This window comes from Rathayibacter sp. VKM Ac-2856 (genome assembly GCF_013205055.1).
Lineage (GTDB): Bacteria > Actinomycetota > Actinomycetes > Actinomycetales > Microbacteriaceae > Rathayibacter.
Window position 1 is genome coordinate 56,386 of record NZ_JABMLF010000007.1, and the last position, 10,282, is coordinate 66,667.

A 10,282-nucleotide genomic window follows, 5' to 3' on the forward strand; every position below is an offset into this window, starting at 1 on the left:
GGCCCATCTGATGCATCTCGTCGCCATCGGCGGCAGCGACGCGGGGATCTCCGCCGCGCTGCGCGCCCGCGAGCTCGACCCGTCCGTCGACGTGACCGTCGTCGTCGCCGACTCGTACCCGAACTTCTCCATCTGCGGGATCCCGTACTACTTCTCCCGCGAGGTCCAGCCGTGGCAGTCGCTCGCGCACCGCACCCACGCCGACCTCGAAGCCACCGGCATGAGCCTGCGCCTGGACACCTTCGCGACCGACATCGACGTCGCCGGGCAGCGGCTCACCGTCCGCACCCCGGACGGCTCGCTCGATCGGATCGGGTACGACGAGCTGATCGTCGGGACCGGCGCCCTCGCGTCTTCCGCCGGCATCGCCGGCGTGGATGACCTGGGGCCGGAGGACGGAGTGCACGTGCTGCACTCGATGGGCGACACCTTCGCCCTCGAGCGGTTCCTCGATAGCCGCGACCCGCAGACGGCGATCATCGTCGGCGCCGGCTACGTGGGCCTGGAGATGGCCGAAGCCCTCACCGTCCGCGGCCTCCACGTCACCCAGCTCCAACGCGGCCCGGAAGTGCTCTCCACCCTCGACCCCGAACTCGGCGCCCTCGTGCACACCGAACTGACCGAGCGCGGCGTCGAGGTCCTCACCCGGACCACCGTCGCCTCGATCGAGAAGACCGCCGCCGGGCTCGCCGTGCACGCCGACCACGACGGCACACCCCTCATCCGCACCGCCGACGTCGTCCTTCTCGTCGTCGGCGTGAAGCCGAACACCGACCTGCTCGCCCGCGCCGGAGCGTCTCTCGGCGCCGGCCGCGGGGTCGTCGTCGACAAGGCGATGCGCACGGGCCTGCCGCACGTGTTCGCGGCAGGCGACGGAGTGACCACGCACCACCGTCTGCTCGGCAGCACCTACCTGCCGCTGGGCACCACGGCCCACAAGCAGGGACGGGTAGCCGGCGAGAACGCTCTCGGCGGCGATGCCCGCTTCGCCGGCTCCGTCGGCACCCAGGTCGTCAAGGTGTTCGACCTCGTCGCCTCCCGCACCGGCCTGCGCGAGCACGAGGCCCTCGCCGCCGGCTTCGCGCCGGCGTCGACGACCGCGGTCGCGGACGACCACAAGCGCTACTACCCGGGCGCGCAGCCCATCACGATCCGCATCACCGGTGACACCCGCGACGGGCGCCTGCTCGGCGCGCAGCTCGTCGGACGCCTCGGCACCGAGACCGCCAAGCGCATCGACACCTACGCGACCGCCCTGTTCGCGGGACTCACCGTCGAGCAGGTCTCCGACCTCGACCTCTCCTACACACCCCCGCTCGGCTCCCCCTGGGACGCCGTGCAGATCGCCACCCAGACCTGGACCCGCACGAACACCGGAGCAGTGACCCCCGCATGACCGAGAAGCCCACCGTCCTCTTCCTCTGCCAGCACAACGCCGGCCGCTCCCAACTCGCCGCAGGCCTGCTCCAAGTCCTCGCCAGCGACCGCTACACCGCCACCTCCGCCGGCCTCTCCCCGGCCGAAACGGTAAACCCCGCGATCGCTGCGACCGTCGCTGAGCTCGGCCTCGATATCAGCGACCGCACCCCCCGCTCCGTCACGGTGGAGGACCTCGAGAACGCGGACATCGTCGTCGCCATGAAGCCCGGGCTTACCCTCCCTGCGACTCCGACCGGCCGGTTCCTGGAGTGGAAGTTCCCCGACCCAACCGACTGGAGCGCCGAGAGCGTCCGCCCCCTCCGCGAGGCGGTCGCCGCTCGGATTCAGGCCGAGCTCCTCAACTAGGCGCGACACGGAGCGGCATCAGAACGCCGCCACAGAACGCTGAAACTTACATCGCGGCGGTCGGTGTCGCTCATGCGTGTACCGGGGAACGATCCCCTTACGGAACACCCCTCGCGCCTAGGCTTCCTCGGTAAGCGGCGGATACGTCGCAGCGATGTCACCTCTCGAAGGGATCCGCCGTGACCGCGAGTCAGCCGACCTGGTTCTTGGACGAGAGCACGTCTCTCGGGCGGGAGAACACCGACGCCGAGCACGTCGCACACTACGACGAGAAGGAAGACGCCGGCGCCGCCGCCGAGGTCGAGTGGCTGAGCACAGTCCTCCCGGAACGGGAGGGCACGGTGATCGATCTAGGAGCGGGAACGGGACAGTTCGCGCTCCTCGCCGCCGGGCACTGGTCGAACGTGGTCGCCGTCGACCCTTCGCCCGTGATGCTGCGCGAGCTGCGCCGCAAGGTGGCGGCGACGGGTGCGCCGGTCACGGTCGCGGAGGGTGGCTACCTCACCTTCGAATGGCCGGCGGGGAGCGCGGATCTCGTGTACTCGCGGTACGCCCTGCACCACCTCCCTGACTTCTGGAAGGCGCTCGCGCTCGACCGGATGCGGCGCATGCTGCGGACCGGCGGGGTCCTCCGCATCTGGGATGTGGTCTACAACTTCCCCGTCTCCGAAGCAGTCGAACGCATCGAGCACTGGTGCTCCACCGGGTACTCCGACGAAGAGGGCGGGTGGACGCGCGCCGACCTCGAGGAGCACGTCACCGACGAGCACTCGACGTTCACATGGCTCCTGGAACCGATGTTCACCCAGGCCAGCTTCTCGATCGAGCGGGCCGAGTACGACGACGACGGGATCTTCGCGAAGTACCTCCTCCGCGCCGTGTAGGTGCGGAGGCGTCCGGTGCTGGATCCTCTTACGCGATGCTGGTGAGATGGATGGAACCACGCTGGACGTCGTAACGGGGATCGCTCTGCCGGCGGCCGCGATCGTGATTTCGACGCTGGTCGCTGTTGGGCTAGCCGCGTCAGAACGGAAAGCTGCGGCCGCCGCTCGGGTCGAGGAACGAATCGATGCCGCCTTCGTTCGCGCTCTTACTGCTCTCGCGATTCTGAACACGATCAACCTGCGAGCGGAATCGGTCGCGGAGCCGCTGCGAGAACTTCGCGTGAGCCTCACCCTCCTAGAAGCACTGAGCACACACGCGGACGGCAACCTCCTAGGCGAATGGTTTGAAGCCGAGCGGGTGGCAGGAAACGAGCAAGCCACCGAGTCGATGCGCCGGCTCCAACTGGTGCCGGATCCGCTGCGCACGGATGCCGACGTAGAAAGCGCTCTGGCCGCGGGCGGTCCCGTGAACACCTGGGCGCGCGACTTCGCGAACCGCCTCCGCGATTGGCACCGTCGAGGGACGTCTGACGACGAAATGAGGGCGCACATCGCGTCCGCCAAAGCGCTGCACCCCGGGACGAGCGCGGCTTAGTTCACGGCAGCGCGGACGTCTCGTCGTGGACACGTCCAGCCTGCGGTGAAAGGGTGAGGGCATGTCGAAGCCTCGGACCAAGCTCGCGCGTGCCGCGCTGATCAGCAATGGCATGGTCTGGTTCGGGCTGTCCCTGATGCTTTTCTCCATCGCCGGCGAGCAGACCTATGCGGCATTCACCGGGACGTGGTTGAACGTGCTCGGGTGGGCGCTGATCGTCCTCGTTGCCGCGGGCCTGGCGGTGGTCGGTGTGATCGAGAACCGGAACATCCGGGCCGGGAAGAAGTACAAGCCGCGTCCTCGCAGCTGACTGTCGCTCGAGCGCGCGGCCGTTCCACGTGGTCGGGTGGGGGGTCGAGGGGGCTCTCCCCCTCGCGGGCCGGCACTGCCGGTCCGCCGCGCTCAAGGCGCTCGTGTCGGCGCCGGGTGCGACGATGGGAGCATGTGGGAACTGGCACACCGGACGCGCGCTGAATCGGCATCGACGGTTGTGCAGAGCAACGCGGCGACGTCGGCCGCGGCGATCGCGGAAGTGCGCGCTGCGATTCCGGAGGATCACGTCATCCTCTACGTGCTCCGGATCGGCTGAGCGGGCGCGCTACTCCCCCGCGGGTGTGGCGCTGCGCCGTGGCGCGCGTCGCGTGACAGTGGTGACGACAGCGGTCGCGCGGGTGAGGTTGGGGCCGATCGCGTCGGCTTCGAGGACGCGGCCGGTGCGCCGGTCGTCGCCTTCGCCCCAGGAGACGGTGCGCTCGTAGCCGACGACGATCACGCCGTCGCCCTTGTGGAGGGAGGCGAGCACGTGCTCGCCCAGCTCGAACTTCGCTTCCACGAAGTGCGTCGTCGGGGCCTCGTGCGGGGTCCATTCGCCGCCGCGGTATTCGCCGGTGTTCTCGATGACGCGCAGCTTCACGATCTGCACGCGGCCCGCCTGCACGGCCTCGGGGTCGGTGGCGAGGTTCCCGGTGATCGTCCTGGTGCTCATCTGTCGTCTCCTGCTCGTGCGGTTGGTGGGTCCCGTCGCCGTCGACGGGCTCGGGGTCGCGGGCTCGGCCGCGGGGGTGTCTGCGGGCTCCTCGGTGGGCGGTTCGATCCCCCAGGATGCGAGCGCTTCGCGCCGGGTGATTTCCACGGGCGGCTCGGACAGCGCTCTGCGCTGTTCGAGCTCGGCGCGGGTCACGTACTGACCGGGGATGCGGCGTTCGTCGCCGTAGGCGGCGCGGTAGAGCCGGTCGGCGTCGTTCTCCAGCCGGTCCACCTCGGCCTGACGGTCCGCGAATCCGGCGAGGTATCCGGCGCGGAACTCGTCGCCTGGGATGTCGCCGGTCATGCCGCGTGCTTCTCGATGAGGTCAGGACGGAACCCCGACCAGTGGTCCTGATCGCTGGCGACGACGACGGGAGCGGCAAAGTAGCCCAGCTCCTCCATGACGTACTCGAGCGCGGCCGGGTTGGTCGTGAGGTCCACGACCTCGTACTCGATGCCCTTCGCGTCGAGCGCGCGGTAGGTCGCGGTGCACTGCACGCACGACGGCTTCGAGTAGACCGTGAGCATCAGTCGGCCCACCCGTCCGACTCGTCGCCGCGGTGCGGGTCGTGCTCGTCGTTGAGCCGGGTCCAGGCGTGCAGCTCGGCCCACTGCTCGGCGGCGTCGGTGTGTCCTGCCTCGGTGAGGAGGTCGATGATCGGCGTCGCGCGTGCGCACGTGAGCGTCGGGGCGATCGCTTCCGCGACGGCGGGGTCCGAGAGAGTCACCGCGAACGTCGCCACGGCCGCCTGGTAGATCGCCACCGCGTCGGGGGTGGCCTGCTGCTCGCTCATCGCTCCGATCCTCCCTCAGCGTGGTGCCGATCGCCCTCGTCGTCGTCCGTGGCGTGCTCCGCGATCCACAGGTCCGCGGCCTCGTCACGTCCGAATGCTCGCAGGAGTCCGGCCAGCGCGTCGACCTCGGCACAGCTGAGTCGGACGGCCAGGTCGTCGGCGGTGTCCCCGTGGGAGAACACGGAGGCGAACTCGGCAACCGCGTCGAGGAGGGTCGGCTCCTCCGCCGCGGGGCTGGTGGTGATGGTGTCTGACATGGCGTTTCCTCCTCGATGGTGGTGCGGGCTACTGCTGGGTGCGGGTGAGGGTGTCCACGAACATGACGCCCTCGGTTCCGGGGATCGTGGCGGTGTGCGCGAGCGCCCAGCCGTTGCGTGCGTGGGCGGCAAGGTCCTCGTCGCGCTCCGCGATCTTGCGGAACTGGGTGCGCATCCCCTCCTCGGTGGCGGCCGGGACGAAGGTGCTGACGGTCGTGATCTGCTGCATTTCTCTTCCTCTTCCTCATCGTTTTTTTGCCGTGATTCTCAATCAGGTTTGTCAAGCCAGCGGGGGTGGTCTGGCTCGCCTGTTCTTCCTTCTCTCCCAGCGTTTTTTTGCCTGGAAGGCACGTAGTGCCGAGCAGAGGCGGAGGCGGGAGCGCAACCCGGAGGGCGGCGGAGGAGAGGTTGTCGGCGCGATGTGAGGGAGCGCAGCGACCGCGTGGCGGGAACCTCGGAGGAGCCGGCCGCGCAGCGGCTTGCGTGGACGCCGCAGGCCCGTACGCTGCCGAAGGCTTCCAGGCAAAAATGCGCGCAGCGCACACCACAGCGCCGACCGAGGTCGGCGTCTGCTTGCTCGCGGAGACTTCCGCCGAGGGGGTTCGATCGGCCAGAGGACGAGCCTCTACTGGGAGGCTGTCTGCTCTTGAGCAGGAGCGCGCCGAGTGGCGTCCGCCTCGTGGCGATACAGCGAAGCCCGATCCCACCTGACGAGGTGGCCCGGATCCTCAGCAGTACGGCCGCGGGTACCGTTCCCTGGCGGTCTGCGTGCTCGTTCGCCTCGGTCTGCGCGGGGATGGAGAGCAGCGCGCTGCCTCGGGCCTTCACGCGAAGGAGCGCGCAACGGATCGTCGCTCTCGCTGAAGCCGCCCGCCGCGCGGATGCTCTCCCAGCGATCTTCTCGCCTCGTTGAACGTCCGCGACTGCTGTGTCGTGTCCTCGGTGGGACCACCTCGGCCCCCGCACTACAGGAGGCATCATGCTCAAGCGAATCGCGACCACTGTGACCACTGCGGCGTTCGCCGCCGTCCTTCTCGCCGGATGCTCGACGGCCGCCGGCTCGGCCGCCTCGTCGGAAGCGCCGGCCGACAGCCCTTCCGCCACCGCCTCCGCCTCCGCTGAGACGGCGGCTCTCACGACGGCGTCCTCGCCGCTGGGCGAGATCATCACGGACGAGGCCGGCTCCACCGTCTACACGTTCACGAAGGACACGCAGAACTCGGGCAGCAGCAGCTGCTACGACGAGTGCGCCACGACCTGGCCGGCCGTGTCGGCGTCCAGCACGACCGCCGCGGATGGGATCACCGGAGAGGTCGGCTCGATCACGCGCACCGACGGGACGACCCAGCTGACCGTCGACGGATGGCCGGTCTACCGGTTCGCGAAGGACACCGCACCGGGCCAGGTCAACGGGCAGGGTGTGAAGGACGCCTGGTACGTCCTCCTCCCTGACGGCACGATGAACAAGGAAGCTGCGGGCATGAGCACCGCCACCCCGGCGTCCTGATGCGACGGCGACCCGTCCCCGCGCAGCGAAGCGCATCGCCCGGACGGGTCGCCGGTTCTCGACAGGCAAGGACCGGAAGGGATGACCCGCAGTGATCGGAGCAACCGAGATGACGGAGTGCGCCGTGGCGCTTCGAGGCGGTGAGCACTGTGCCCCGCCCCGTCGATGAGCTCCTGGCGGCGCTGTACGAGAGTCACGGCCCGGCGTTGCGGCGATTCGTGCAGAACCTCACTCGGAACGCGGCGCTGACGGAGGACGTCGTGCAGGAGACGATGGTCCGGGCCTGGCAGCGCCCGCAGGTCCTCGAACGCGACGCCGACGCCGCGCGCGCGTGGCTGTTCACCGTCGCCCGCAACCTCGTCATCGACGACGCCCGCTCCGCTCGGAGCCGACGCGAAGTGCCGGCGAAGGACGAGGACGGCGGCGGCGCCGTCCCCGATCGCACCGACGCGGTCCTGGACAGCATCCTCGTCGCCGACGCTCTCGCCTCGCTGTCGGTGGAGCATCGTCGGATCGTGGTGGACGCGTACTTCCTCGGACACACCGTCCCCGAGATCGCCCGCCGGCACTCCATCCCCGAGGGAACAGCGAAATCTCGATTGCACTACGGACTGCGCGGACTGCGACTGGCTCTGCAGGAAAGGGGCGTCACCCGATGAACGACCACCACGGAAGCTCTGCGACGGAGGACGAGTACCGCGACTGGGACGCGTCCTACGTCCTCGGCGCTCTCCCCGCGGATCAGCGACTCGAGTACGAGCAGCACCTCAGCGGCTGCGCGGCCTGCCGCGCGGCCGTGGCAGAGCTGGCAGGACTGCCCGGCATCGTCGGTCGGCTCTCCGTCGAGGATGCTCTCGCCATCAGCGCATCGGACGACGGCGAGGACGCGCCGCCCTCCCCGGTGACGCTGCCCGCCATCGCTCACCGTGTCCGGACGCGCCGACGTCGGCGCCGGCTGGTGACGTCCCTCGCCGTCGCGGCCGCCGTCACCGCCTCCGTCTTCGGAGGCGTCGCTCTCGGCACGGGCATCGCGGGCGCTCCCGTGGCGAGCGAGGCGATCCTCGAACCGATGGACCCGATCGCGGCCGATCCCGCTCTCGCTGCGGACATCCAGGTCGAGGGGAAGCCGTGGGGCACCCGGCTGGAGTGGAGCTGCACCTACAGTGGTGATGCGCCCGCCGACGCGGAGTACGAACTCGTGATCACCCGCACAGACGGCAGCACGATCACCGTCGCCACCTGGACGGCGGCCGGGCAGCGCGCCGTCGACCTGGCGGCGTCCACGGGCATCGCCCGGTCGGAGATCACCGGTGTCGACATCAGGGTCCGCGGCACGAACTCCCCCCTCGTCCGCACCGACACCTGAGACACCGCCCACCCGCAGGAGACACCGGCACTGCCCGCGGTGCCGCGGACACCGGACAGGAGCAGACCATGAGCACCGAGACCACGCCGCTGCACATCACCCGCGAGGGCCCGAGAAGCTTCATCGGCCGCAACGCGCGAGGAGCCGAGGTCCGCATCGGCGGGTCGGACGCCGACGGCGTGTTCTCGCCCGGCGAGCTGCTGCACCTCGCCCTCGCCGCCTGCGGCATGCTCTCCTCGGACCACCTCCTCGCCAGCCGGCTCGGAGCCGACTTCGAAGCGACCACCGACATCACCGCGACCAAGCCCGAGGGTGAGGACCGCTACGACTCCATCACCGCCGTGATCCGCGCCGACCTGTCGGCGCTCGATCCCGAGCGGATCGCCTCACTGTCCGAACGCACCCACCGGGCCGTGGATCGCCAGTGCACCGTCGGCCACACGCTCGAGCACGGCGCGGCGTACACCGTCGACGTCGTGGACGACCCGGCCGCTCCCGTCAGCGGTCCGAGGACGGGGACCGTCTGAGATCAGCGCCTCATCGGTCACGACGACCGGTGCCGACCGAGCCGCGGACGTCTGCCTTCAGTGCCGTCAGTCTGCGATTCGCCGACCGGATCCGAGACGATTCGCGAGGCGGAGCGCGTTCACGGAGCGGAGGTGCTGGTCGGCGCGGTGACGTCCGTTGGCCGGTGAGGGGTGCGGTGCCGCGAGTACGGGGACGACACGGGGATCATCGTGCAGGGTCAGATAGCGCATGACCCCGTCGAGCGCCACGGTCCCGTAGGTGACGACGGCGTCGAGCGCGGGCAGCAGCTCCAGCAGCTCACCGAGCGCGAGCCGACCCTGCTCGATGTCCGCGGGGCGGACGCGGCCAGGGATCTCCCACGGGATGAGGTTCCATCGGAGGTAGTGGTCGCGGGAGAGTCCGGACTCGATTCGGGCCGCCCGGAACGCGGCGGCGGTGGGCCCGAGGTTGTCCTCGCTGCAGACGGCAGCGGATCCCGCGGCGATCGTCCGAGGGCCGGGTGACTGCATCAGCACCAGGACGCGACTGGCGGTGCCGCCGGAGCGGGGATCGAAGCCCGGAACGAAGCGTCCGGTCGCGTCCGCGGTACTCCGCCAGGTCTCGGCGAGGGCGTTCAGGGTCCGGATGTCCACGATGGTCCTCGATCCCGGTCAGGCCGGTCGCGGTGGTGCGAGCAGGGTTCCGCGGATCACGGAACCGTGGAACGTGCGGGCGGCGACGATGATCCACGCGGCGACCAGGCCGACGTAGTAGAGCACCGCGAGGCCGGCGACGACCGTGAGACCGGAGTGCAGGGCGAGGCCGTTCAGTCCGGTGACGCAGGTGCCGACGGGGAACGTGAACGACCACCACGTCAGGCTGAACGGCAGGTGCTCCTTCGCGGTGCGGAGGGTGATCGCGAGGGCGATGACGGTCCAGAGCAGTGCGAAGCCGAGCATCGCGAAGCCGTACACCAGAGCCACGACCAGCAGCGCACGCGCCGTGCCGGCGTCCACGACGGTGGGCGCGTTCGAGGCGAGCAGATTCACGGCGGTGATCGACTGTCCGACCGGACCGAGGACGATCCACAGCGTCGGCACCATCCCCGCTGCTCCGACCTTGTGCTGCGCGAGCCGGTTCCAGATCAGGGTGATCACCACCAGCGACGCGACCAGGCTGAGGCCGAAGAAGCCGTAGCAGGACCACAGGAGCGTCTCCCGCGCTTGCCCGGCGGGCGCGTACGGCAGCAGCAGTGCGCCGGTGGAAGCGGACACCATCGGCGGAACGATCGGCATCAGCCAGCCGCCGAACGCCGAATCGGGCTTGTTCTCGTGCCGGGTGAACGCGAGGTAGGGCACCAGGACCGCCGTCACCAGCCCGCCGAGAGTCCCCGCACCCCAGAGCACCCAGTCGATGGTGACAGCGGCCGGCAGGCCGATCCAGTCCTTGCCGAGGAGGAGGGTTCCCGCGCCGACGGTGAGGAACGCCATGGGCGGCGCGCCGTAGAAGTGCGAGAGCACGGGATTCAGGTGGTGCCTCACCGCTGTACCGCGGTAGCGGA

Annotated in this window: 17 protein-coding genes; 10 read left to right on the forward strand and 7 right to left on the reverse strand. The window is 69.9% G+C overall.

What is annotated here, in order from left to right:
* The first annotated feature begins 10 nt into the window (after positions 1-10).
* The 6 genes from HQQ82_RS19375 to HQQ82_RS19400 all read left to right on the forward strand — a co-directional run bounded on the left by HQQ82_RS19375 (position 11) and on the right by HQQ82_RS19400 (position 3,853).
* On the forward strand, positions 11-1,396 hold the full coding sequence (locus HQQ82_RS19375; protein WP_173235999.1) for an FAD-dependent oxidoreductase: 1,386 nt from the start codon (positions 11-13) through the stop codon (positions 1,394-1,396).
* On the forward strand, positions 1,393-1,785 hold the full coding sequence (locus tag HQQ82_RS19380; protein WP_173236001.1) for a low molecular weight phosphatase family protein: 393 nt from the start codon (positions 1,393-1,395) through the stop codon (positions 1,783-1,785). The genes HQQ82_RS19375 and HQQ82_RS19380 overlap by 4 nt, the downstream gene beginning before the upstream one ends.
* A 179-nt stretch (positions 1,786-1,964) precedes the next feature.
* Positions 1,965-2,669, forward strand: a complete 705-nt coding sequence (locus tag HQQ82_RS19385) for a class I SAM-dependent methyltransferase (RefSeq protein WP_173236003.1) — start codon at positions 1,965-1,967, stop codon at positions 2,667-2,669.
* A gap of 46 nt (positions 2,670-2,715) precedes the next feature.
* Positions 2,716-3,264 (forward strand): hypothetical protein, encoded by a 549-nt coding sequence (locus HQQ82_RS19390; protein ID WP_173236005.1) that lies wholly within the window; start codon positions 2,716-2,718, stop codon positions 3,262-3,264.
* 61 nt (positions 3,265-3,325) lie between these two features.
* The gene (locus tag HQQ82_RS19395) at positions 3,326-3,574 is read left to right on the forward strand and encodes a hypothetical protein (RefSeq protein WP_104268925.1); all 249 of its coding nucleotides are present in this window, start codon (positions 3,326-3,328) and stop codon (positions 3,572-3,574) included.
* A gap of 132 nt (positions 3,575-3,706) precedes the next feature.
* Entirely contained in the window at positions 3,707-3,853 is a 147-nt protein-coding gene (locus HQQ82_RS19400; protein ID WP_159424192.1) for a hypothetical protein, read from the forward strand.
* A 9-nt stretch (positions 3,854-3,862) separates the two neighbouring features.
* Here the strand turns inward: HQQ82_RS19400 and HQQ82_RS19405 are convergent, their stop codons facing one another.
* The 5 genes from HQQ82_RS19405 to HQQ82_RS19425 are packed head-to-tail and all read right to left on the reverse strand — an operon-like array spanning position 3,863 to position 5,570.
* Positions 3,863-4,594, reverse strand: a complete 732-nt coding sequence (locus HQQ82_RS19405; RefSeq protein ID WP_173236007.1) for a single-stranded DNA-binding protein — start codon at positions 4,592-4,594, stop codon at positions 3,863-3,865.
* Entirely contained in the window at positions 4,591-4,821 is a 231-nt protein-coding gene (gene nrdH, locus HQQ82_RS19410) for a glutaredoxin-like protein NrdH (protein WP_173236015.1), read from the reverse strand. Before nrdH ends, HQQ82_RS19405 begins: the two co-directional genes overlap by 4 nt.
* A complete protein-coding gene (locus HQQ82_RS19415; protein WP_159424190.1) occupies positions 4,818-5,084 on the reverse strand; it encodes a hypothetical protein in 267 nt (88 codons plus the stop codon). Before HQQ82_RS19415 ends, nrdH begins: the two co-directional genes overlap by 4 nt.
* Entirely contained in the window at positions 5,081-5,341 is a 261-nt protein-coding gene (locus HQQ82_RS19420; RefSeq protein ID WP_216848815.1) for a hypothetical protein, read from the reverse strand. Before HQQ82_RS19420 ends, HQQ82_RS19415 begins: the two co-directional genes overlap by 4 nt.
* Positions 5,342-5,369: 28 nt before the next feature.
* Positions 5,370-5,570 carry a hypothetical protein gene (locus HQQ82_RS19425; RefSeq protein ID WP_104277728.1) on the reverse strand — a complete coding sequence of 67 codons (201 nt, stop codon included), beginning with the start codon at positions 5,568-5,570 and terminating at the stop codon, positions 5,370-5,372.
* A 750-nt stretch (positions 5,571-6,320) separates the two neighbouring features.
* Here HQQ82_RS19425 and HQQ82_RS19430 point away from each other — a divergent pair.
* The 4 genes from HQQ82_RS19430 to HQQ82_RS19445 all read left to right on the forward strand — a co-directional run bounded on the left by HQQ82_RS19430 (position 6,321) and on the right by HQQ82_RS19445 (position 8,741).
* On the forward strand, positions 6,321-6,848 hold the full coding sequence (locus HQQ82_RS19430; protein ID WP_056045783.1) for a hypothetical protein: 528 nt from the start codon (positions 6,321-6,323) through the stop codon (positions 6,846-6,848).
* A 149-nt stretch (positions 6,849-6,997) separates the two neighbouring features.
* Positions 6,998-7,507 carry a sigma-70 family RNA polymerase sigma factor gene (locus tag HQQ82_RS19435; RefSeq protein ID WP_056045897.1) on the forward strand — a complete coding sequence of 170 codons (510 nt, stop codon included), beginning with the start codon at positions 6,998-7,000 and terminating at the stop codon, positions 7,505-7,507.
* Positions 7,504-8,214 (forward strand): anti-sigma factor, encoded by a 711-nt coding sequence (locus HQQ82_RS19440; RefSeq protein ID WP_173236009.1) that lies wholly within the window; start codon positions 7,504-7,506, stop codon positions 8,212-8,214. The genes HQQ82_RS19435 and HQQ82_RS19440 overlap by 4 nt, the downstream gene beginning before the upstream one ends.
* 68 nt (positions 8,215-8,282) lie before the next feature.
* Positions 8,283-8,741, forward strand: coding sequence for an OsmC family protein (locus HQQ82_RS19445; RefSeq protein ID WP_055794432.1), 459 nt, complete (start codon positions 8,283-8,285; stop codon positions 8,739-8,741).
* 66 nt (positions 8,742-8,807) lie between these two features.
* Here the strand turns inward: HQQ82_RS19445 and HQQ82_RS19450 are convergent, their stop codons facing one another.
* Positions 8,808-9,374, reverse strand: coding sequence for a uracil-DNA glycosylase family protein (locus tag HQQ82_RS19450; RefSeq protein WP_230674225.1), 567 nt, complete (start codon positions 9,372-9,374; stop codon positions 8,808-8,810).
* Between the two features lie 18 nt (positions 9,375-9,392).
* On the reverse strand, positions 9,393-10,282 hold an 890-nt coding region (locus HQQ82_RS19455), incomplete at its 5' end, for a TDT family transporter (RefSeq protein ID WP_173236011.1).

Excerpts from the sequence above, each read along its gene's own strand:
- HQQ82_RS19390 (WP_173236005.1), top strand. The coding sequence starts at position 2,716 with ATGGATGGAACCACGCTGGACGTCGTAACGGGGATCGCTCTGCCGGCG.
- HQQ82_RS19420 (WP_216848815.1), bottom strand. The coding sequence starts at position 5,341 with ATGTCAGACACCATCACCACCAGCCCCGCGGCGGAGGAGCCGACCCTC.
- HQQ82_RS19380 (WP_173236001.1), top strand. The coding sequence starts at position 1,393 with ATGACCGAGAAGCCCACCGTCCTCTTCCTCTGCCAGCACAACGCCGGC.
- HQQ82_RS19415 (WP_159424190.1), bottom strand. The coding sequence starts at position 5,084 with ATGAGCGAGCAGCAGGCCACCCCCGACGCGGTGGCGATCTACCAGGCG.
- HQQ82_RS19375 (WP_173235999.1), top strand. The coding sequence starts at position 11 with ATGCATCTCGTCGCCATCGGCGGCAGCGACGCGGGGATCTCCGCCGCG.
- HQQ82_RS19445 (WP_055794432.1), top strand. The coding sequence starts at position 8,283 with ATGAGCACCGAGACCACGCCGCTGCACATCACCCGCGAGGGCCCGAGA.
- HQQ82_RS19395 (WP_104268925.1), top strand. The coding sequence starts at position 3,326 with ATGTCGAAGCCTCGGACCAAGCTCGCGCGTGCCGCGCTGATCAGCAAT.
- HQQ82_RS19405 (WP_173236007.1), bottom strand. The coding sequence starts at position 4,594 with ATGACCGGCGACATCCCAGGCGACGAGTTCCGCGCCGGATACCTCGCC.
- HQQ82_RS19425 (WP_104277728.1), bottom strand. The coding sequence starts at position 5,570 with ATGCAGCAGATCACGACCGTCAGCACCTTCGTCCCGGCCGCCACCGAG.
- HQQ82_RS19440 (WP_173236009.1), top strand. The coding sequence starts at position 7,504 with ATGAACGACCACCACGGAAGCTCTGCGACGGAGGACGAGTACCGCGAC.
- HQQ82_RS19430 (WP_056045783.1), top strand. The coding sequence starts at position 6,321 with ATGCTCAAGCGAATCGCGACCACTGTGACCACTGCGGCGTTCGCCGCC.
- HQQ82_RS19400 (WP_159424192.1), top strand. The coding sequence starts at position 3,707 with ATGTGGGAACTGGCACACCGGACGCGCGCTGAATCGGCATCGACGGTT.